The organism is Roseibium denhamense (genome assembly GCF_009711415.1).
GTDB classification, from domain to species: domain Bacteria; phylum Pseudomonadota; class Alphaproteobacteria; order Rhizobiales; family Stappiaceae; genus Roseibium; species Roseibium denhamense.
Genome location: NZ_SMLZ01000109.1, coordinates 188035 through 209747, shown reverse-complemented (window position 1 = coordinate 209747; position 21713 = coordinate 188035). Strand labels below are relative to the sequence as shown.

Here is a 21713-nt window from a genome sequence, read left to right as displayed (position 1 = left end):
AAATTCTTTGCTTTCGTGCAAATCTGTCAGACGTAAGCCCGTATCAACATCGCAACTGGTGCAGCAGGGAAATGGCAAAGCGGAAAAGTAACGAGTTTCTGACCGAAGTCGAACTTGAGTTCATGAGCGAGCTCTGGAAGATCGGCGAAGGGTCTGTGCGGGATCTGCAGGCATGCCTCCCGCCTCAGCGCAAACTCGCATACACCTCTTGTGCCACAATCATGCGTATCCTCGATGAAAAGGGCTTCGTGGACAGCCGCAAAGAAGGCAAGACATTCATCTATTCCCCTCGGTTGACCAAAGACACCTACCAGTCCCGTTCTCTCAGAAATCTCTCAGAAAAACTGTTCGATAGTACGCCTGCATCCATGGTGGCGCGGCTTGTCGACGAATACGAGCTTTCGGAGAATGATTTGGAGGAAATTAGGGCGTTGCTGGACAGGAGGAGGACAGATGACGCTGACTAACCAGATCTTCGATATTTATATCGATCTGAACATAACACTTGGCCTTGCGGTGGTGTTGTGGGTAATCGCAAAGCACATCGGCAGCCGGTTGGGCCTAAAGCTCGCTTTTCCTGTTCAACTGTCGCTTCTCAACACTGTGCTTGTTCTCGTTTTCTTATCCCCGCTTGGGGTTCTGGCATTTGCGCATCTTCATTCGGAAGGCGCTGTTCCGGCCTATATGGCGGTGAACCTCTCCGATTATGCCGTGTCCCAGTATCTGCGCGGCGGGATTGCCCTTCCGGCAGAGGAGTTCCAATCTCTGCTCGGTTTCCGCGCCTGGTTGACTGAGAGTATCGTCACCGCTGCGCCGGGCATTGGATTGGGGATTGCAGCCGCCTTCGCGGCAAGTGTCGCTTTCGGGATCGGAAAACTCTTCTTGAGCCTGACCCGGCTTCGGCGCCTCCTGGCGGAGAGCCATCACTGGCGCAGCCATGGCCGTCTTGTGCTCAAGCTGTCCGACACCGTGGCAACACCGTTTTCAGCACGCGGGATCTTCAAGAACTATGTTGTGGTTCCAACCGAGATGCTGGCATCGCCGGAGGATGTGAAGATGGTGCTGAAGCATGAGTACCAGCACATCCGGCAAGGGGACCTCGTCTGGGAGATGGTGCTTGAGATCGTGCGCCCGCTCTTTTTCTGGAATCCAGCCTTCTTCTACTGGAAACAGGAAGTGGAAACCATCCGGGAGCTGGCGTGCGATCAGGCCGTTGCGGAACGGCGCGGCGTTGACCTTAAATCTTACTGCATGTGCTTGTTGCGTGCGGCCGAATTCGGCGTGCGCCGCCGGCAGGAACAACTTGGCGGCAAGCGGGTGGCGATCGCCACGGTCGCTCTTCTGGATGTTCATAAACGGCTCTTCCGCAAGTCGCCTGCGAACAAACTCCGGAGCCGGGTCGAGGCGCTTCTTGAAACACGCTCGCTGCGCCCGCACTGGAGTGTTCTGGCCTTGGTGGTCCTGCCTGTGGCCGGCGTCATCCTGATGGCCGGTGTTGCCTTGCAAAAGCCTGCGGACTGGAGCCAGGACCGGCTGATGCTGTCGGCAATCATCAATCTGGAACGCTTGGAAACGATCAATACGCTGGCGCAAAGACCGGACTGATTTCCTCCAATAGCCTGATCGAGCGCGCCTTCACGGCGCGTTTTTTTTGAAATCCATCTTGTAGCAGTCACGCCTTCTGAGAGACATTAGACATCGTTTTCGTGACCAGATACCGCGACCCCATTGACCGAACTTCAGACATCCATGCCAGGCATTGGGCACTCGATACGCGTTAGCGGGCTCGTGCAAGGTGTCGGGCTCCGTCCCTTCGTCTGGCGATTGGCCTCCCGGCTTGGGCTTAAAGGCTCCGTCTTGAATGACGGTTCGGACGTTTTGATCGAGGTTTTCGGGTCCGAAGCCAATTTGAAGCAATTCAGCAGCTTGCTACTCGAGGATCTACCGCCATTGGCCCGGATAGATGCGGTCTCGGTTTCGGCTAAGACTTGCAATCCACCTGCAGGGTTCACCATTGCTGCAAGCGTGGACGGGAGCGCGCCTACGGGCGTGGTGCCAGATGCTGCGACATGTCCTCAGTGTCTTAAAGAGATTTTTGATCCGGCAAACAGGCGCTTCGGTTATCCGTTCACAAACTGCACCCATTGCGGGCCAAGGCTCTCCATCCTGCGCCAAATCCCATATGACCGCCCGTCGACATCGATGGCCGTGTTCGACATGTGCCGCAGGTGCCGGACGGAGTATGAAGATCCGGATGACCGGCGTTTTCATGCGCAGCCAAATGCGTGTCCGGATTGCGGACCCAGGCTTTGGTTTGAAGATCTTAAAGGAAACCGCGACGGGCAGGATGTCTTTGCCAAGGTTGCGAGGCGTTTGAAACAGGGTGATATCGTCGCAATCAAGGGTTTGGGTGGTTTTCAGATTGCCTGCGATGCGGGAAATTCAGAGGCGATCAAACGGCTTCGCCTTCGAAAGAACCGGCCACGCAAGCCGTTTGCTCTGATGGCGCGGGATATTGCCCAGGTCCGCCAGTATTGCCGTGTCAGCGAGAGCGAAGAATACATGCTCGCCGGCCCTGAAGCGCCCATCGTTCTCCTCGAAAAGGAGGGCGCGTCTCTGCCCAATGAGATTGCCTTCGAACAGCCGCGGCTCGGCATGATGCTGCCAAACACACCTTTGCATCATCTGCTTATGACGCAGCTTGACGTTCCGATCGTGCTTACGTCCGGCAATCTGTCCAACAATCCGCAGGAGATTAGTAACCATGGCGCAACACAGCGCCTTGGCGCCCTGGTCGACGGATTTCTCATGCATGACCGGGAGATCGTGAACCGGGTTGATGACAGTGTTCTTCAGTGGGAGAAGCGCGGGCCGGTCGTGATCCGCAGAGCGAGAGGATTGGCTCCAAGCCCGATAAGGCTCCCGGATAGCTTTGCGAATGCGCCAAAAGTGCTTGCGATGGGAGGGGAGTTGAAGGCAGCCTTTTGTCTTTTGAATGGCCGGAATGCGGTCTTGTCCCAACATATAGGCGATCTTGAAAATGCCGCTACATTTAAGGACTACAGGAAGGCTCTTCGGCTTTACTTGGAGCTCTATCAATTCAAACCTGACATCATCGCGGTTGACCAGCATCCCCAGTATCGTTCGACCGAATTTGGCCGCGAGCTTGCGGACGAGCTGGGAGCTGAGCTCGTAAAGGTTCAACATCACCATGCACATCTGTGCGCTGTCTTGGCTGAATGCCAAGCTGCGACCGAGCAGTGTCGGCCCGCATACGGCATTATCCTGGATGGATTGGGGTGGGGTCTGGATGGAACGGTTTGGGGTGGTGAGATTCTGCAAGGTGATTTCGCGAGCTTCCAGCGCCTAGGCCACCTCCAGGCGGTGCCAATGCCCGGAGGTGCTTCTGCAAGCGTGGAGCCTTGGCGCAATCTTCAAGCCCATCTCAGGAATTGTTTCGGAGTGTCATGGCGCGAGGTTCTTGCAGACCCTGTGTCTGTGGATCTGTTTTCCAGCCGGAGATCGGCTCTGCTCGACACGATGATGGAGAAGGGCGTCAACGCACCCGTTTCAACTTCTGCCGGACGCTTGTTCGATGCTGTTGCAGCGGCTCTGGACCTTTGCGTTGATCGCCAGAGTTTTGAAGGTGAGGCGGCCATGTTGCTGGAGGCAGCCGCTGCACCGTATGTGCCAGATGAAGCCGGTTATAAGGTGTTCCTAGAGCAAAAAGCGCTTCTGGAGATCGGTATGAAGCCCCTGTGGGAGCAGCTCTTGCAAGACAAGCGTAATCTGGTTGCAGATGGCCGGATCGCGGCACGGTTTCATTTGGGGCTAATTGATGCGCTTGAAAGTGGCCTCGCGGCGGTGTCCGGTTCGACACCTGGACATGTGGTTTTGTCCGGTGGTGTTTTTCAAAACCGTATCCTTCGGGAAGGCTTGAGGGATCGTCTTGAACAGGCAGGTTGGACCCTCCTCTTTTCCAAACAAGCGCCGTGCAATGACGGCGGGCTTGCTCTCGGACAGGCGGTTGCGGCTGCTGTCACCCGGGCGCACTGACCGCCGCCACGCGGTTCCACCGGCCGGCTGCCGGTACTTGATATGTCTCAAAGACGCTTCGGGCTATCTCTGCGACCTTTGGTTCAGGGAGTTTTGACAATGGCCTTCAGACTGCTCATGAGCCCAAAACGCGCGTATTCATCTGCCTTTGATGAATTGATCTGTGTTCAGGTCTGTGGGGTGCGTCATGGATAACGGGCAAGAACATACCAATGGCATTAAAGCTCCCTCATGTGATCTTGATCCTGCATCTGCGACGGTTATCGCAGAAATCTGCCAGCGCTTTGACAATGACAAACACCGCATGCTCGATATCTTGCGCGCCGTGCAGGATCGCTACAGGTGGATTGCTCCGGCTACAATGAACAAGATCGCCGAGGCCACAGATCTGACGCGGATCGAAGTTGAAGGTGTCGCGAGTTTTTATTCGTTTCTATCGCTGACACCAAAAGGCCGGGTCACCATCCGGCTGTGTGACGATATTGTCGACCGATACTCCGATCTCAAAGGGGTTACGGCCGCATTTGAAGAGGTTCTCGGGATCAAAGTGGGCGAAACATCTGCCGATGGTGCCTTTTCCCTTGAAGTGACACCTTGCATCGGCATGTGCGATCAAGCGCCTGCGGCCATGATCAATGATATTGTCCTGACCGGTTTGACACCTGAAACAGCGCGGTCCGCGGCAGAGGCCTTGCAGTCGGGAACTGCGCCTGAAACCCTTGTCAGTGACCGTTTCAATCACCTCAGCCCGCATGAACGGGCACTCCGGCAGGTGGACAACAATATTCGGCACGCCGGTGAGTGCCTGCTGGGCCCTGTTCCTGAAGACGCGGGCCTGGTCAAGGCGCTTTCGATGACGCCGGTACAAATCGTCAACCAAGTTGAGGCCAGCGGTCTTCGCGGGTGCGGCGGTGCCGGGTTCACTACTGGCCGGAAGTGGCGGTTTGCAGCATCCGAGACCGCCGAAAAGCATTTCATCATCTGTAATGCGGATGAGGGGGAGCCGGGCACCTTCAAGGACAGGGTTTTGCTCACCGAACGTCCGCACCTCTTGATCGAAGGCATGACAATCGCAGCCCGGGCTGTTGGAGCCAAGGAGGGTATCCTCTATCTGCGCGGCGAATATGTTTACCTGCGCGAGCTGATTGAACAGGTTCTCGAAGACCGCAGGTCACGCGGACTTCTTGGATCCGACATCATGGGCAAGAAGGGCTTCACCTTCGACATCAGGCTTCAACTCGGAGCGGGGGCGTATATCTGCGGTGAGGAGGGTGCGCTCATCAGTTCCTGTGAAGGTCTATCGGGTGAACCCAAAACCCGGCCACCGTTTCCGGTCAATCGCGGCTATCTCGGCTATCCGACAGTCGTCAACAATGTTGAGACCTTCTGCCATGCGGCGCGGATCCTCGACAAAGGAGCGGCGTGGTTTCATGACATGGGAACCGATGGCAGCCATGGGACCAAGCTCTTTTCCGTATCCGGTGATTGTCTGAACCCTGGCATCTACGAACTCCCCTATGGCCACACCATGTGGGAGCTTCTGGAGATTGTCGGCGGTGAGGACGCGACCGCTGTCCAGGTTGGCGGCCCGAGCGGTGCCATGATTGCCCGCGACAGCTTTCACCGCAAACTCACCTTTGACGATCTGGCAACGGGCGGGGCCATCATCGTCTTTAACGGTGAGCGGAACATTCTTGAGATCGTTGAATACTACATGTCTTTCTTCGTGCACGAGAGTTGTGGCTATTGCACACCGTGCCGCGTTGGAAATGTGTTCCTGCAAAAGGCGATTCAGAAATTCCAGAAGGGTCTCGCGAACCCAGAGGACATCGACTACCTCAAGGACCTGTCTGGCACCATCATCGAGACCAGCCGTTGCGGTCTTGGCATGACATCGCCCAATCCGATCTTGTCCACCTTGCAGAATTTTCCGCTGGTTTATTCCGCCGTTGTCAAGCCGAGCCAGGACGGCATCCGCGCCACCTTTGATATTCAGTCGGCTATTGAGAGTGCGCGCAAGATCGCTAAGCGCCGATCCTATATTTTTGACAGGGATTTCAGCCAATGAGCGATAACAGGCGTGAATCCAGTTTCGTCTTCACCATAGACGGTGTCGAGGTAAAGGCCTTTTCCGGTCAAACCATCATGGAAGCGGCTGATGAGGCCGGTGTTTATATTCCGCGCCTGTGTGACCATGAGGGCCTGCGTCATCAGGGCAGTTGCCGCGTGTGTACGGTCAAAGCCGGCGGGCGCTCGGTTGCGGCCTGTACGCAGCCTGCATCGCCTGGTCAGTCAGTCGACAATGAGACGGCCAGCCTTACCAAAATGCGGCGGGATCTGGTGGAGATGCTTTTTCATGAAGGCAATCACCTCTGCCCGATTTGCGAGGCGAGCGGAAACTGTGAGCTACAGGCCATGGCTTACCGGCTCGACATGACCGAGGCGACGCGGTTTCCGTATCTGGAGCCGTGCCGGGCGCTCGATGCCTCCCACCCGGATATTGCCCTTGATACGAACCGCTGCATTTCCTGCGGGCGCTGTATTCGCGCGTCTCAGGATGTCGATGGCAAAGGCGTCTTCGGATATGTCGGACGCGGCATTCACCGCCGGGTTGCCGTGAATGGAGAGAACCTTGCCGATACCGATGCAGAGGCGGCGGACCATGCAATGTCTTCAGAGGTATGCCCTGTCGGCTGCATCATTCGCAAACGGGTTGGATTTGTCACGCCGATTGGAGAACGTGAGTTCGACAAGGGGCTGATCGGTCACGAAATCGAGGAGAAGCGCAAATGAATGATCTTGCGCCGGCCCCTCACCGGAAGGCACGCATTGCGACGGCGTCTCTTGCCGGCTGCTTCGGGTGCCATATGGCCATCCTCGATATCGATGAGCGGCTCATTGATCTCATGAAGCTTGTCGATGTCGACCGTTCGCCCTTAACCGACAAGAAGCGGTTCACGGACCGCTGCGATATCGGGATCATCGAGGGCGGTTGCTGCAACGAGGAAAACGTTCATGTGCTGCACGACTTCCGCCGCAATTGCGATGTGCTGATTGCGCTCGGCCAATGCGCAATCATGGGCGGCCTGCCCGCGATGCGCAATGCGATCATGCACTCCGATGCGCCGCTTCGGGAATGTTTGGACGAGGCCTATATCACCGGAAAATACATCCGGAACACAACTCATCAGGTGCCGAATGACCCGGCTTTGCCGCTGCTGCTTGATGAGGTTTATCCGTGCGCGCAAGTCGTGGAGATCGATTTTCAGATCCCGGGTTGTGCACCCAGCGGCGACATAATTTTCGACACATTGGCCAAGCTGTTGAACGGCAAGTTCCGTGGCTTTGAGCCTGAGATGATCAAATTCGACTGAGGCGCGGGAGGAGACAAAAATGGGAGACCCCAGACTGATCGAAATCGCCCCGGTCACACGTGTTGAAGGCCACGGCAAGGTGACCATACACCTTGATGGCGAAAACAATGTCGACGAGGCCCGGCTTCATATTGTCGAATTCCGGGGTTTCGAACGGTTCATACATGGGCGTTTGATGTGGGAAGTGCCTGTCATCGTGCAGCGCCTGTGCGGCATTTGCCCTGTCAGCCATCATCTTGCGGCGGCCAAAGCCATGGACATGATTGTGGGGGTTGATCAGCTTACGCCGACAGCAGAAAAGATGCGCCGTTTGATGCATTACGGCCAGGTCATGCAAAGCCATGTCCTGCACTTCTTTCATCTGGCGGCGCCCGACCTCTTGTTTGGCTTCGGTGCTCCTGCGGAAAAGCGTAACATCTTCGAAGTTCTGAAAGAAAAGCCGGAGCTTGCAAAACGCGCGGTCCTGATGCGCAAATATGGGCAAGAGATCATTGAGGCAACGGCCGGTAAGAAGGTTCACGGTACAGGCGCGATTCCAGGCGGGATCAACCGCAATCTGCCCTTGGAGCGGCGGGATCATTTCCTCTCAACTATCGATGATATGATCGAATGGGCTCGCGATGCTCTGGCCCTTGCGCGCGGCTACACACTGGACAATGAAGAAATCGTCGCCGGCTTTGGCAATTTTCCATCCAACTACATGTCGCTTGTCCGCGAAGACGATGGTGCGCTCGATCTTTATCACGGCAACTTGCGTGCACTGACCTCAACCGGAGACGTGATATTCGATCAGGTCCCTTACACGCAGTATCACGAGCGCCTTGTCGAGGAGGTCCGCTCCTGGTCCTACATGAAGTTTCCGTTCATTGAGGCGTTGGGGCCGGAGGCCGGGTGGTACCGGGTCGGTCCGCTGGCGCGTATGAACACCGCAAGCTTCATCGATACGCCGCTTGCCAATGATGCCCACAAGGATCTGATGGGTGTCACGTCCGGAAACCCCAACAACTCAACATTGGCCAATCATTGGGCCCGGATGATCGAGGTGCTGCACTGCGTTGAAAAAATCCAGGACCTTCTTCATGACGAGGATCTTCAGGGCGACGACCTGATCGTGACCGGGGACCGCCGTGAAGAGGGTTTTGGTGTGATCGAAGCCCCGCGCGGAAATCTTATCCACCACTACAAGGTCGATCAGAATGATCAGGTCACCTATTGCAATCTCATCGTTTCCACGACCCACAACAATGAGGGCATGAACCGCGCCGTGAAGGATGTGGCGGTGAAGCACCTCTCCGGGCAGCCTGAGATCACGGAAGGTATGCTCAATCACGTAGAGGTAGCCATTCGGGCTTATGATCCTTGTCTGTCCTGCGCAACGCACGCGCTTGGCCAGATGCCGCTGCAGGTCGAGTTGTTCGGAGCCGATGGACACCTGCTCGACACCAAGGCCCAGTGCATATGAGGATCTTCAGATGCTTTTGATCGGATATGGAAATCCGGGGCGTGGTGACGATGGACTAGGCCCTGCCTTCTCGGAAAATCTCGAAGGACGCGGGATCAAGGGGCTGGATATCGATACCGACTACCAGTTGGTGGCCGAACATGCTCTGGCAATTGCAGACCATAATCTGGTGATCTTCGCTGACGCGGAGATGGGGTCGGAAACGGGGTTTTCATTCCGTGCGGCACGGGCATCCGCGCCTCAGACCCTTGGAAGCCACAGCCTTCATCCCGAAGCCGTGCTGGGCCTTGCCGAAATCCTTTATGGTGCGCGGCCCGAAGCCTATTTGCTCGGGATCACAGGTTACGAATTCGGCGCCGTAAAGGAGGGCCTATCCGATAGAGCGCAGAAAAACCTGAAGGACGCGGAGACGTTTTTCCTGAACTGGCTCGCAACAGAACGCCAGGAGAGGAAGTCCCGGCATGCATGAGGTATCGCTTTGCGAAAACATGCTGGAAATTCTCAAGGCCCATGCGGAAGCCGAGAGCTTCACGCGTGTTAAACGCGTATCGGTTGCCATCGGGCCGCTTTCCTGTGTTGAGCCGGAGGCCCTTCGGTTCGGGTTTGATGTGGTGATGAAAGGTTCGATTGCGGACGGCGCAGCACTTGAGATTGAGCAGACCCAAGCGGAGGCGCTCTGCCTGACTTGCATGGAAACGGTTCTCATTGGCTCCCGGCTTGACCCCTGTCCAGCATGTGGCGGAACCGAGCTTCACATGACGGGTGGAGACGGGCTGAAGATACGCGAATTGGAGGTGATGTGATGTGCACGGTCTGCGGCTGTGGCCCTGCCCATGATCAAGGTCATTATCACGGGAACAGCACCCAAAAAGGTGTCGACCTTCATTTCGGACACGGCACGGCCGGGGGGCATGTTCCCGGTGTCAGCCAATCGCGCCTTCTGCAGCTGGAAGCTGATATTCTCGGCAAGAACAAATCCTATGCAGAGAAAAACCGGGCGCTGTTGGCTCAGTTGGGCGTATTCGCGCTCAACCTCCTGTCCAGTCCGGGGTCTGGCAAGACGGCGCTCCTTGTTGAAACTCTGAAGCGCCTCCATGGCAAAGAGACCCTGGCCGTCATCGAAGGGGATCAGCAGACAGCCAATGACGCGGACCGGATCCGTGAGACTGGTGTCGCCGCCATTCAGATCAACACCGGCAAGGGCTGTCACCTGGACGCGCACATGGTGGGACATGCGCTTGAAAGCCTCCCGCTCCAGGACGGCGGCCTGCTGTTCATTGAAAATGTTGGCAATCTCGTCTGCCCGGCGGGCTTTGATCTGGGGGAGGCCCATAAGGTCGTCATCCTTTCCGTGACCGAAGGAGAAGACAAACCGCTTAAATATCCCGATATGTTCGCTGCCGCCGATCTTATGATCCTCAATAAGATCGATCTGCTGCCGCACTTGGACTTTGATGTGGCTGCTGCAATCGAAAATGCCCGGCGGGTCAATCGGAAGATACAGGTTCTGGAGGTGTCGGCGCGGACCGGTGAAGGTCTAGACGGATGGTTTACCTGGCTTGACCAGGCACGGACGAGGCAGATGGCTTTGAATTCCGGGCATTCGCAAACCGAACTTGCCGCTGAATAGGGGGCTCGCAGATGTGTCTTGCAATACCTGCCCAGGTTGTCTCCGTTGACAGCGAGGACATGGCGACCGTCGCGCTTGAAGGCATCAAAAAGCCTGTGTCGACCGCTCTTCTCGATGACGTCACAGTCGGTGATTACCTCCTGGTCCATGTCGGTTATGCTTTGCATAAACTCTCGGAAGAGGAAGCTGCCAGAACTCTTGAGCTGATGGCTGAGGCGGGAGTACTTGCCGAGGAATTGGAGGAATTGGCTTCATCCCAAGGTGCGGAGCCGGCGCAATGAAGTACATTCGCGAATTCCGGGATGGGAAACTGGCCCGCAAGCTTGGCAAGGCCATTGCTCAGGAGGCTGACCCCGGCCGCCGCTATAATCTGATGGAGTTTTGCGGCGGTCACACGCACGCCATTTTCCGATACGGCGTCCAGAATCTGGTTCCGGACAATGTGGAATATGTGCACGGGCCCGGCTGTCCGGTCTGTGTGCTGCCGGTCCGGCGCCTGGATGATGCGGTGGAACTGGCGCTCCGCCATGACGTGATCCTGACCACCTACGGCGACATGATGCGGGTGCCCGGCACCAAGCAGAAGAGCCTGATCAAGGCCAAGGCAGAGGGCGCTGACATCCGGATGGTTTACTCCACGCAGGATGCTCTCAAGATTGCACGGGAAACTCCGGACCGTGAGGTAATCTTTTTCGCCATTGGCTTTGAGACGACGACCCCGCCCACGGCCGTGGCGATATTGCAGGCAGAGGCGGAAGGCCTTGCGAACTTTTCGGTGTTTTGCAATCACGTGCTCACGCCGCCTGCAATCGCGCATATTGTCAATGCACCTGCAAAACCTGGCGAAGAGGCGGTTCGGATTGACGGGTTTCTGGGGCCTTCCCATGTGAGTTCCGTCATTGGCTGGGCCCCTTATGAACCGGCAGCGCATATCTTCAAGAAGCCGGTGGTGATTGCCGGGTTTGAACCGCTCGATGTCATGCAATCGACTTTGATGCTGATCCGTCAGATCAATGACGGCCGGCACGAGGTCGAAAACCAGTATACCCGTGTGGTGACGCGGACCGGAAATCAGAAAGCACAGGCATTGGTCGGAAAGGTGTTGGAACTGCGCGAAACATTTGAATGGCGCGGTCTTGGCAGCGTGCCGAAAAGTGCGTTGAAAATCCGCGATGCCTTTGCTGAATTTGATGCTGAGAAGCGCTTTTCCTTGACCCCGAAACAGTCTCGGGAAGTGAAATCCTGTGAGTGTCCGGCGATTTTGCGCGGGGTCAAGAAACCAACAGATTGCAAACTGTTCGGGACGGTTTGTACGCCAGACAATCCGATGGGAGCGTGCATGGTGTCCTCGGAAGGTGCCTGTGCGGCGTATTGGAGTTTCGGGCGCAAGCGCTCGGCAGGAAGTGCTGCGGCTCAAGGAGCCGCCGCGTGACCAAGACGCAGAAGCGGGATGGATTGCTGGCGGGGCAGGTCGACATGACCCATGGCGGCGGCGGGAAGGCGACCTCCGACCTGATTGAAACTCTGTTCTACAAGCATTTGAGCAACCCGGTTCTGGACCAGGGTCATGACGCGGCAGTGTTCGATGCGCCGCCCGGGCGGCTGGTCATGTCGACGGATGCACACGTCATTTCGCCGCTGTTCTTTCCAGGCGGCGATATTGGATCCTTGAGTGTGCATGGCACCTTGAACGATATCGCGATGGCTGGTGCGAAACCGCTCTCACTCACCGCAAGCTTTATTCTGGAAGAAGGTTTTCCCCTGGCTGATCTGGAACGCATCGTGATTTCCATGGCGGAGGCTGCGCAAGCGGCTGGGGTTCCGGTCGTCTCGGGAGATACAAAAGTCGTCGAAAAGGGAAAGGGCGACGGCGTCTTCATTACCACAACAGGTATTGGGGTCGTTTCCGAAGCGGTGGAGATTTCACCCCGTGCTGCGGTCCCGGGACAGGCCGTTCTCGTTTCAGGCCCGATTGGCAATCATGGCGTTGCGATCCTGTCGAAGCGTGAGAATCTGGAGTTCGAAACGGAGATTGTCTCTGACAGTGCAGCCCTGCATACCATGGTCACCGACATGGTTAAGGCCGTTCCCGGTATTGCGGTTCTTCGTGATCCGACAAGAGGCGGCCTGGCGACGGCACTTAACGAAATCGCGCATGCCTCAGCGGTCGGGATTGAGCTTTTTGAAGAGGATCTTCCGGTCGATCCGGACGTGGAAGCAGCGTGTGAGATACTTGGGCTCGATCCGCTATATGTGGCCAATGAAGGCAAATTGATCTGCATTTGCAATGCCGGCGATGCCGAAACACTGCTTGGCATTATGCACGCACATCCCAGTGGTCGGCAGGCAGCTGTTATTGGAACGGTCATCGGGGACCCGGACCATATGGTGGTCATGCAGACAGCGTTTGGTGGAAGCCGTGTTGTCGACTGGTTGTCCGGAGAACAGTTGCCGCGGATTTGTTAAAAACCAAGACTGGGTGCTTCCACGGGCAATGGGCTTGGCGGTCCTTCGTTTTGTGGCAGCGGCTCCCAGTCACTTCACTTTCAGTTTGCCACTGTCTCTCTTGTCGGACGTGTCGTTTGTCCAGGTGATCCTGAGATCAAGGCGCGACTGATCCTCTTCAGCCGTTGCCGTGACCCGCAGGTTTAAAAGACCGTTGGGTTCGAGAGTTATGCCACCCGTATCGTCCCCGAACTCCAATTCGCCTTTCTGTATGCCGCGCTTGATGGCATCGAGGAGCTTCTGGATCGATTTCTTGTCCTGAAGGGAATGATGCCGGAACCGGCCTTTGCGTTCCATCATGTGAGTGGCCTCTGCACCAGATGCAAATGTTCGGGATTAAACAGCTTAGCGTACGGATAGTCGCAACTGATCCCGAGGATATTGCCATCAGGATGAATGATTGTTGCCCCGGTGCCGATGCCGTCGAGCCCCTCGCTCTCGCGGGAATGCCGGTCAAGTGTGATATCGGCTTCAAGGTGAAGGAGGCCCTGTTTTGCAGACAGTTCCTGGCCATGATGGCGGTTCACGTGTCCATGGACCAGCATGCGAACGCCGCAGCTGTGCAAGTCACGGACACCGGCTTCGGTGAGCGGATGGTCCACAGGCCGGTATTTGGTGCGCATGAGATTGGCAAGACTGCCGGAGTAGAAGGTGAACGGTTCAGCGCGGCTTTCGGTGATGAACTGGGAGTTGATTTGTGCCGGTCCGCTCTTAGACAGTTGCCTTGCCATGTGATCGTCGATCCCGGCATGTACGAAGAGCAGGGACCCGGACCGGTGGACTGCCTTCATGGATTGGTAGAACCATGCATAGTCACCATGAGGGTCTACAAACAGCTCCCTGCATTTTAGTGCAGCGGCATAGAGTTCGCGGGCGCTAAGGCCAAGGTCGGATGCATTTTGAAAGAAGGTCTTGGTCTTTTTCCGCAGCCGGTTCAGTTCCTTGTCGATAGCGGCCGGTAGAAGGTGTTCAGCTGCTGCCTTTGGAAATGTCTTGAACCACTTTTTGCCGGGCAACATCTGTTTCCGGCATGTCTCTTCATCAGGCAAGTGCTTCAGATCCGTTTTGGGATCAACATGGAGATCAAAGACTTCCTTCATCAGCGGCAGGACCTTTTTGCCCATGCGCACGAACATGTGGGCACTGAGCGATCCGCGCTTCGCACCGAGTGACGCTAGTCCAAGCAAAAGGCGAAGATCATGGTTCCCAGCAAGCAGAACTGTGTCCGCACCTTTGTCCATCAAAGCCTTCAGGCTGGCGAGAAGGTCCAGATTGCTGGGCCCTTTGTCGAGGCAATCCCCGCCAATCACCACCTGGCAGGCCAGGCCGAAATCGGTGAGATGAAAATCGTTCAGCCCCAATCCGTAGCGGTGGGCGATGCCGCTTGCTTCAAGAGATCGAAGCAGGCTCTCCGCGTCCGCATGGACATCGGAGATAAAGACAATCGGCTTCTTGGGCCAAGTCCAGGGCCCCAGCGAGTTTGCCTCCGCCAAGCTGGAAATAAAATCGGAGGCAAGGGTTCCGCAGTCGTTGTCTGGCTCAGGCAAATCAAGTGGCCATGGAGTAACACGCGCAGGCAAAGTGTCCGGCAGACCCGGCCGGAACGACCGCGCTGGTATGAGCTGGTCAAGAGAACTGTCGATATTGGCCATGGATCATGTGTCCGTTGTGCTTAATCAAGTGGCGCTGCTTTGTGCGAACGCTGTTTCCAGTCTCCCGCTGCGTGGCTCCAGCCATTGTCCCTGGAGAACCGCAGCACAACCGGACGGGCGTGGTGCATGCTCAGGCTTTGAATTTCTTCAGGCCTTAGAACGTCAAGGTGGAGTGCCGCATGGCGGATTGAAGCGCCGTGCCCAACGAATATCTGGGCATTGGCACTCGTATCAGCGGCCAAGGTCTCAACCTCGGTCTCCAGCACCGCCGCGACGCGCCGCCCTGCCTCAATAAGGCTTTCGGCACCTTGAACCGGTAACTTGAAATGACTGTCTGATTTCCAGTTGGCCGGTGGCGGGGTAAAGCGCGGGTCGGTATCCAGGATGTCTTCAATCTCGCTGAGGGTCAGGTTCGCCAGCGCACCAACGCTTCGTTCCGCAAGGGCTTCCGTTTCCTCCACAATGAACTGAGATCCTGTCCCCATTGAAAGTGCAGGCAGCATTTGTGTTGCCGTTTGCCAGGCGCGCAATTGACGGGAGCACAGAACTTTCGTGCTCAATTGCCAGCCGTTTTCTTGAGCCAGAGACGCGATTTCAGCCCCGCAGGCTTCGGCCTGTCGGCTGCCGGTTTCGGTCAGGCCGTAGGGTTGCAAAGCGCTTGGTGTGTCCGGCCGCTGATGATAGTCGCCATGGCGGACCAGAATTGCGAACCGGTCTGTCATTGCGGCGCCCCCAGGAGCGCCCTGCCGGCATTAAAGAGACTGTCGAAGTCGATCATGCCGGTAACTTCCCAGACCTGAATGTTCTTGAGGGCTGACAGATAGGTCTCTGCCTTCAAATCCTGATCGTCTTCCCAAAATGTGCCATCGGGTTTTTGAAAAAATGGCCCCGGACTTTTCATGATGGCGGACAGCAGATCCGGCCGCTGGTTCAGGTCAACCTTTCTAACGTCCGTTGCCGAGGCGCTGTCACGCGACCAGTTCAGGACCCAGAAATCCGTGAGAACAGCGTTGTGCGATATCCGGCCCGGACCATAGATATCATCGATGAACAGGTCGTACTTTTCCTCCAGGTGCCAAAGTTCATCCGGCTCCATGTTCCGAAGTTCTTCTTCACGCTCTTCGTCCAAGATTCCGGAAAGGCGGGCATTGGTGACAATCGTACCTGGGTTGATGCGGGGCAGCTTCGGAACCCCGAGGGCATCTGCGTACTCCCCGCTGCTGCGGACGAGCAGCCGGTCGTTGGTGACGTATTGCGTACCGGCAATCTCCATCAACCGGAGCATTGTGGTCGATTTTCCGCCGCCTGACAGCCCTGAGATCGCCAGTCCTTTCTGCCGGGTGCGCACGGCGGCTGCATGACAGGCGACCCAGCCTTGACGCTGATGATGATTCAGGATTTGCGTGTTGACGAAGTTGATTACCTGATTGGGATGAGCCTCCGTTGGACCAAACGCGATCGCCCAATTCTCGGACTGCAAGAACTGTATCCCGGTTCGGATTTTCAGGATCAGGCGTCCGGCATCAATGTCGGCAATGGCATCCTTTCGTCCCGTTTTTCCTGGTTCGCGGGCCCAATCCCGGTATTTAACCGCGAAGGGAAGTTCGGCTTCTCCAAGGACGTAGACGATGCAATCTGGGTCTGCCGGCGGGACAATCACATGCTGAAAGTAACGGAGCAGTTCGGCAAGAAGCGTTGGAGAGACACAGCGGATCTCGATCACGAAACTGCCGGTTTTCAAACAGACAGCATCTGCATTTTGCGTCGATTGCACCGGCGCCAATGCATCCACCACGTCTTGGGACTGAATTCCACTCATGTTTGAACCTTCTTGATCACATGCTCCGCGTAAAGGCCGGCGGCATCGATTGAGGCGCCCTCCAATGCTCCCTTGAAGCCGCCAAATGCGGACACTTCGAATATGATCGGTCCGTCTTCCGTCAGGCCGACATCGACGGTCGTGAAGTCCAGGTCGAAGGGGGCTTGCGCCTTCCGTGCGAGTTCGATCAGGTCGGCGTCCGGTTCGAATGGTTCATACTTCCCGCCATGAAGAATGGTCGTGTTCCAGCTGTCTGTCTGTGCTACTCGCGCATAGGTGCCAAGATACTCGCCGCCCAGGAACACCATGCCGAGGTCACGGCCCGACAAATTGACCTTCTTCTGAAGATACATGACCGGATTGTGCGCCTGGAATGCGGTGATCCGGGCTTTCAAATCTGCCTCTGGAGTTGCGGCCTCCATAAGCGTCATGCCCCGGGCCTTGGTCGAAAAAAGCGGTTTGGAAACGGCGTTGCCAAACCGGTGGACCGCCGCCATGGCTTCGTCCGGGCTTTCGGTCACGACCGTTTCGGGCATTGGTATACCGGCATTGGACAGCGTGACCGTGCAGCTGAGCCGGTTGACGAGGCCGAGAATGGAAGCCGTCTTCGAGAAGATTTTGACGCCGGACGCTTCTGCAACGCGCAGCATTTCCAGGCGGTCCAGAGTTGCCGGGCTATACTCCTGGCTGATCTTTTTGATCACCAGCCCGTCCAATTCACACAAGTTCTGCCCGCCTGCCATCAGCGCCCGGCGCTGCAGATCAAGTGCTGTATCCGCCATGTCAACGACGCAGCGGAACCCAGTCCGCTTCTCAAGTGCATCTGCGAGCACTTCGGTGGACCATTTTCCGGGGATGCCGATCACGCCGATCCTGGGATTAGTCAACGAATATCTCCTTTATTCGAAGCCGAAACCGGGCTTCGTCTCCCAAGGGACAGTTAAGCGCCTGTTCAATAAGGTATTGGGCCCGAAGCCACATGCGCCGGGCATGCGACTTGTCGAAAATGAACCGGGTAGACGTTGCAAAAGACCGGGCGAGGCCAAGCGCAAGCCGGAATTCAAAAGTTGCATCGCCCTGCTTGCGCGCAAAGTTGCGCACCGAGGTGAAGAACGCTTGGCTGACCGTGTTGATCCTCTGCCGGGTTTCCTGTTCCAGCACCTGCAGCCGGTAGTTGGACACCATGAATACTGAAACATCCTGCACGTAATCCATATACCTGGACCGGTGCAGATCGATGAAATGGATGCGGTTCTCACCCGGATCGAAAATGATGTTGTCGATATTGAAGTCGCCGTGAATGTAGACCGAGAAGGGGGCTGCGACATGTGCTTCCCGTTCCGCTGCTTTTTCAATCAGCTTATCGAGGGATGTTAAACGCGCACCCGCGAAGTTGATCTCGCTATCCCGGAATTCCGGATGAACTCGGCGCACTTCACCCAGCCGCTTGGAAAGTTGTTGCATGCTTCCGAGGCCGGCAGGCTCTTTCGTCTTTGTCTGCTTCCACACATCTTTCAAGGTCTTGGACAGGGTCCTGAGCGCCTGTGTGCACAGGGCATCGGACTCGTTCAGGACGATATGCTCGAAGGTCAGGCCGGGAAGGTGTTCGATCAAAAGCGCCGCCGACTGGTTGCGTTTTTGATAGGCGAGAATTTTGGGCGCCAGGCCCGGATAGATGGAGTGCCAGCTTTCAACGCCTTGGCGTTCCTCTTTCACCTTGCTTTTTTCGCCGTCCTTGAAAACGGCTGCGACGGCTTCTGTCTTGCGGTCCCTGATCGCCGAAATGGAGCTTCCCGAACGGGTCTCCGCAATCGTCTCTATCTTTAAGTCCGAACCGGTAGCCTCAAGATCGGACATCAGGTTCTGAAGGGAGAAGTATCTCTCGAAATTGACCGCTTGCCCGATATTCGCTGAGATGAGTGCTTCGCTGATTGACTTCAGCGAGTCCCCCATCCGGCGGAACTCGCTTGCCACCAAAAGACTGTTAGCAATGTCGGCAGGCGCCTTGTCCGGATTGCGCATTTCATCCGTGTAGGTCTTGAAGAGTTTCTTGTATCCCGCTTCGATGCGGTCTTGTTGTTGTCCAATGGAAATCGCGGTTTCGCTGTCGCTTTTGACAAGCGCCTCTTCAACCTTGCCGACGCCGGTCCGGACATTGGTCACCAGCGCGGGATATCGCTCCGGGACAAGTGTCGAAAACTGATCGATCCGCTCAACATGGCGGAGGCACTGTCGGCACAGGTTCGCCAGTCTTTGGAGATCCGTCGCAATAAACTCCAGACTGCGCAGCGTAAGCTTTTTTCTGTTTTGCTTTTTCGCCGTGCCCATCTGGTAAAGGCATGCGGTGTGAATGCGGGTCTTCAGATTATGGGCATATCCCGCGCGGTCCATGATCCGGCGCGCTGTAGCAGCGGTCGGTTCCTTGAAGAAGGCTTCAAGTTGCAGAAGCTGACCATCGATTTCCGCGCACAGAAAATGTAAATTTTCCCGGATAGTCTTTGGGATATTAGTCATTGTAGTGTCCGAGATAGACCTTGTGCTCCCGCGTATCGCCAAGTGAAAACAGTTTTGTGACATACGCTGGCCGCAACTGTTCAAAACGATCCACTGGCAACCAGCATGTCCCGACCTGATGAGGGTCCGGATCTGGCCCAACGACTGGCCGGTATGACGGATCCACGGTGCACAAAAAGACAAAATCGAGCTGATGTTGTTTTTCCGGAGTGGCCGATTTTTGGCGGAAAACCTCAGCAACATGAATAAGATCGCCAACCGCGACCTCGGCGCCGATTTCTTCAACGCATTCGCGCTTCAGAGTTTCGTCAAGCCGCTCGCCCGGTTCTTGTTTGCCACCGGGGAGAGTGAAAAAATGACCTTTTTGCGGATGCCGTTTTTCTTGAACCAGCAAATAATTATCCTTGAGGATAAAGGCGCGTGGGGTTGCCCGGATGAGGGGACGGAACTCGGAGGGCCGTTGGCGTCTTTGGGCCATGTCAGGTCTCCTTGGGTTCCGTCTGGCGGCTGTTGAGTACCTTGTCCGCCTTAGCGGCAAGGCCAGTTTGTGCCGGTACTCGCCGCTCCTATGACCTCACATTAGATGAGTCGCGCAAAGCGTGCCATTTGAAGAGGTGCGCATGATGACCCTGTTGATAGCCCGCTTTACTCTGCGTGAAATGCTCAGGTCACGATGCCACGGATTTCCATTCGTCCGTCTGAGTGACGCTCAGCAATGCTGCCAACTCAAGGGCGCCATCGATTGCGGTTCCCTTTGCGTCCGTAAGATCCCGTGTGATTGTTTCCGGCAGGTAGGGCAAGTAGACCGGAGCGATGCTGTCGATCAGGCAGACCGGGTCGCCTTGCCTGTGCTGCAATGTTTCAAAACAGCGTTTTATATAAGTCGCGCCCAGCCGGAGGATGTATTTCGCATTCGCGTCATCTTGGGCAGCAGCATCGATAACGCGAGGTGCGAGCGCCGCGAAGTCGATAGGGCCCGCACTGCCGGAGAACTCCAGCAGCTTGGCAAGGTCACCGTCGAAGACATCCCAGCTGTCGAGGATCAACGGCGTCGCGCTGACAAAACCGTCTTCCGATTGCAGCATTCGGCGGAGCAGCTGCTGACCCAGCCAACAAGCCGATGCTTCCGCGCCAAGAACATGGCCGTACCCCCCGAGAAGCCGGACTTCCTTGTTGATCTGCCGTGCGGCAAAGGATTCAATGCCCACACCAGCAAGGCTGCCGTCATTCTCTCCCAAAGCGCCGATAACTGCACTGCGCCTTTCATCTTCGATAACGACATTGCTGAAAGGAAGGGCGCTTTTGATGGCATCCGCGATTTCCATATTGCGGACGCCGGCAAGCGCAATATAGGTGGGCACTCCTTGCAGTCTTGCTTCAAGCAAGCCGGATTTTTCAGACAGTGCCTTTAGTCCGCGCCGTATGCGGTCCACCGTCAGAAACAAACCGCGCCGGAAGTCCGCGCCATCGGCTTCATGATCAAAACGTCGGTCGGGTGTTTGCAGCGCAAAACGGCTCGAGCTACCGCTTACTTCGATTGCCAGACGGCTGGAATTATTGGCTGCAGACATAAGAGGGTTGCTAACTCACGGCTATGAATTTCTTACGCTGGGTCATTTTCTTAATCTGAAAACCTTGTGGGAGCGTTAAATCGGGCCGAACATCAAGTTTTTTGTTTATTGATATTTTTTGCGATGCGCTTCCTTCGCCCAGAGCACTTTCAGATGTCCGGTTGACCGGTTCTATGCTTGGTTTCCGGGTCATGCGTGTCGCGCAGCGCCTCAAGAGCGCGCATGCGCTCTAAGGAACGCTCTTGATTTTGGCGTGTCACTCCGGCGATCAGCACCTCTGCGATCGCCATTAGGGCGAGCGAGGAGTCCCATGGAGACGGGACCGCGACCCTCGCGGGCAACACGAAACTGGCAATCCGGCCAACCGGGTACATCCAGCTGTCAGTGATCAGGGCGACTTTCGCACCTTGCCGGGCGGCAGCCTCTGCGAACTGGATGATCTCAGCTTGGTAACGCCGGATGTCAAACACGACGATTACGTCTTTCGGCCCGATCCCCAAAAGCTGATCGAGCCAGTTTCCCTGCTGTCCTGCCACATGAATGACATTCGGGCGGACAATCCGAAGATGGGCGGCCATGTATCTGGCAAGCCCATCTGTGAACCGGCCGCCGATCAGATGTACGGTTTTGCGTTCATCTGCCAAAAGGCTGACAAGAGCGTCCAGCTCTCCAGCCGGCAGGTGGGCAAACGTTTCTCTGATGTTATCGAGAATCTGTTCCACATGAGGGTCGCCGGCCGGGGTTTGCGGCATTTGGGAGCTGCGCGCCAGCGGAGAGTTGAGCTGGCTTTCCAGCTCACTGCGGAGCTTATGCTGGAACGATGCAAAGCTGGAGTACCCAAGTCTTCCAACAAACCGCAGGATCGTCGGTGAGCTGACACCTGCTGCGTCGGCAAACTGTGCAACGGTCCCAAGGCCCTGGACCGGATAGTTTGCCATCAGTGCGTGGGCGGCTTTCTTCTCGGTGGCTGTAAACTCTTCCAGACGGTCGCGAATGTCGTCCAGAAGAGGCCTGTCCAGGTCCGCCATAATCTTTTTCCCACTGCGGCCAGAAATTCGTTTGACAGCGCCGCAAGCTGTGTATCAGATATTACAAGTTTTGGAGCTGACTGCAATCCTGTAACAAACGTT

At 56.3% G+C, this 21713-nt stretch carries 22 protein-coding genes; 13 read left to right on the top strand and 9 right to left on the bottom strand.

All coding sequences use genetic code 11. The features are described 5' to 3' along the window. Positions 1-71 precede the first annotated feature (71 nt). The 13 genes from E1180_RS13350 to hypE all read left to right on the top strand — a co-directional run bounded on the left by E1180_RS13350 (position 72) and on the right by hypE (position 12988). Complete coding sequence (locus E1180_RS13350; protein WP_155191672.1) at positions 72-467, top strand: BlaI/MecI/CopY family transcriptional regulator; 396 nt, start codon at positions 72-74, stop codon at positions 465-467. Next, positions 454-1605, top strand: a complete 1152-nt coding sequence (locus E1180_RS13345) for a M56 family metallopeptidase (protein ID WP_155191671.1) — start codon at positions 454-456, stop codon at positions 1603-1605. The genes E1180_RS13350 and E1180_RS13345 overlap by 14 nt, the downstream gene beginning before the upstream one ends. 123 nt (positions 1606-1728) lie before the next feature. Next, on the top strand, positions 1729-4056 hold the full coding sequence (hypF, locus tag E1180_RS13340; RefSeq protein ID WP_244314054.1) for a carbamoyltransferase HypF: 2328 nt from the start codon (positions 1729-1731) through the stop codon (positions 4054-4056). A 187-nt stretch (positions 4057-4243) separates the two neighbouring features. Beyond that, positions 4244-6124 carry an NAD(P)H-dependent oxidoreductase subunit E gene (locus E1180_RS13335; protein ID WP_155191670.1) on the top strand — a complete coding sequence of 627 codons (1881 nt, stop codon included), beginning with the start codon at positions 4244-4246 and terminating at the stop codon, positions 6122-6124. Then, positions 6121-6849 carry a 2Fe-2S iron-sulfur cluster-binding protein gene (locus E1180_RS13330; protein ID WP_155191669.1) on the top strand — a complete coding sequence of 243 codons (729 nt, stop codon included), beginning with the start codon at positions 6121-6123 and terminating at the stop codon, positions 6847-6849. Before E1180_RS13335 ends, E1180_RS13330 begins: the two co-directional genes overlap by 4 nt. Then, complete coding sequence (locus tag E1180_RS13325; protein ID WP_155191668.1) at positions 6846-7430, top strand: NADH-quinone oxidoreductase subunit B family protein; 585 nt, start codon at positions 6846-6848, stop codon at positions 7428-7430. The genes E1180_RS13330 and E1180_RS13325 overlap by 4 nt, the downstream gene beginning before the upstream one ends. A gap of 19 nt (positions 7431-7449) precedes the next feature. Further along, positions 7450-8892, top strand: coding sequence for a Ni/Fe hydrogenase subunit alpha (locus E1180_RS13320; RefSeq protein ID WP_155191667.1), 1443 nt, complete (start codon positions 7450-7452; stop codon positions 8890-8892). A gap of 10 nt (positions 8893-8902) precedes the next feature. Then, a complete protein-coding gene (locus E1180_RS13315; protein ID WP_196220591.1) occupies positions 8903-9361 on the top strand; it encodes a hydrogenase maturation protease in 459 nt (152 codons plus the stop codon). After that, a complete protein-coding gene (hypA, locus tag E1180_RS13310) occupies positions 9354-9695 on the top strand; it encodes a hydrogenase maturation nickel metallochaperone HypA (protein ID WP_155191665.1) in 342 nt (113 codons plus the stop codon). Before E1180_RS13315 ends, hypA begins: the two co-directional genes overlap by 8 nt. Next, the gene (gene hypB / locus E1180_RS13305; RefSeq protein WP_155191664.1) at positions 9695-10522 is read left to right on the top strand and encodes a hydrogenase nickel incorporation protein HypB; all 828 of its coding nucleotides are present in this window, start codon (positions 9695-9697) and stop codon (positions 10520-10522) included. The genes hypA and hypB overlap by 1 nt, the downstream gene beginning before the upstream one ends. 11 nt (positions 10523-10533) lie before the next feature. Next, positions 10534-10803 carry a HypC/HybG/HupF family hydrogenase formation chaperone gene (locus tag E1180_RS13300; RefSeq protein ID WP_155191663.1) on the top strand — a complete coding sequence of 90 codons (270 nt, stop codon included), beginning with the start codon at positions 10534-10536 and terminating at the stop codon, positions 10801-10803. Then, positions 10800-11954, top strand: a complete 1155-nt coding sequence (gene hypD / locus E1180_RS13295; protein WP_155191662.1) for a hydrogenase formation protein HypD — start codon at positions 10800-10802, stop codon at positions 11952-11954. The genes E1180_RS13300 and hypD overlap by 4 nt, the downstream gene beginning before the upstream one ends. A gap of 44 nt (positions 11955-11998) precedes the next feature. Then, complete coding sequence (hypE, locus tag E1180_RS13290) at positions 11999-12988, top strand: hydrogenase expression/formation protein HypE (RefSeq protein WP_155191705.1); 990 nt, start codon at positions 11999-12001, stop codon at positions 12986-12988. Between the two features lie 69 nt (positions 12989-13057). On the opposite strand, the gene E1180_RS13285 is transcribed toward hypE, so the two are convergent. The 9 genes from E1180_RS13285 to E1180_RS13245 form a co-directional block, all read right to left on the bottom strand. Then, positions 13058-13327, bottom strand: coding sequence for an amphi-Trp domain-containing protein (locus E1180_RS13285; protein ID WP_155191661.1), 270 nt, complete (start codon positions 13325-13327; stop codon positions 13058-13060). Beyond that, positions 13324-14679, bottom strand: a complete 1356-nt coding sequence (locus E1180_RS13280; RefSeq protein WP_196220590.1) for a metallophosphoesterase — start codon at positions 14677-14679, stop codon at positions 13324-13326. The genes E1180_RS13285 and E1180_RS13280 overlap by 4 nt, the downstream gene beginning before the upstream one ends. A gap of 20 nt (positions 14680-14699) precedes the next feature. After that, positions 14700-15401 carry a histidine phosphatase family protein gene (locus E1180_RS13275; protein ID WP_155191660.1) on the bottom strand — a complete coding sequence of 234 codons (702 nt, stop codon included), beginning with the start codon at positions 15399-15401 and terminating at the stop codon, positions 14700-14702. Beyond that, complete coding sequence (locus tag E1180_RS13270; RefSeq protein ID WP_155191659.1) at positions 15398-16498, bottom strand: HprK-related kinase B; 1101 nt, start codon at positions 16496-16498, stop codon at positions 15398-15400. The genes E1180_RS13275 and E1180_RS13270 overlap by 4 nt, the downstream gene beginning before the upstream one ends. Next, positions 16495-17385, bottom strand: coding sequence for a GAK system ATP-grasp enzyme (locus E1180_RS13265; RefSeq protein WP_155191658.1), 891 nt, complete (start codon positions 17383-17385; stop codon positions 16495-16497). Before E1180_RS13265 ends, E1180_RS13270 begins: the two co-directional genes overlap by 4 nt. Further along, a complete protein-coding gene (locus E1180_RS13260) occupies positions 17378-19012 on the bottom strand; it encodes a phosphotransferase (protein ID WP_155191657.1) in 1635 nt (544 codons plus the stop codon). Before E1180_RS13260 ends, E1180_RS13265 begins: the two co-directional genes overlap by 8 nt. Next, positions 19005-19490 carry an NUDIX domain-containing protein gene (locus E1180_RS13255; RefSeq protein ID WP_155191656.1) on the bottom strand — a complete coding sequence of 162 codons (486 nt, stop codon included), beginning with the start codon at positions 19488-19490 and terminating at the stop codon, positions 19005-19007. The genes E1180_RS13260 and E1180_RS13255 overlap by 8 nt, the downstream gene beginning before the upstream one ends. A gap of 190 nt (positions 19491-19680) precedes the next feature. Then, positions 19681-20583: a glucosamine kinase nucleotide-binding domain-containing protein gene (locus E1180_RS13250; RefSeq protein ID WP_155191655.1), complete on the bottom strand. Its 903-nt coding sequence runs from the start codon at positions 20581-20583 to the stop codon at positions 19681-19683. A gap of 149 nt (positions 20584-20732) precedes the next feature. Further along, positions 20733-21611, bottom strand: coding sequence for a MurR/RpiR family transcriptional regulator (locus tag E1180_RS13245; RefSeq protein ID WP_208997125.1), 879 nt, complete (start codon positions 21609-21611; stop codon positions 20733-20735). Positions 21612-21713 lie beyond the last annotated feature (102 nt).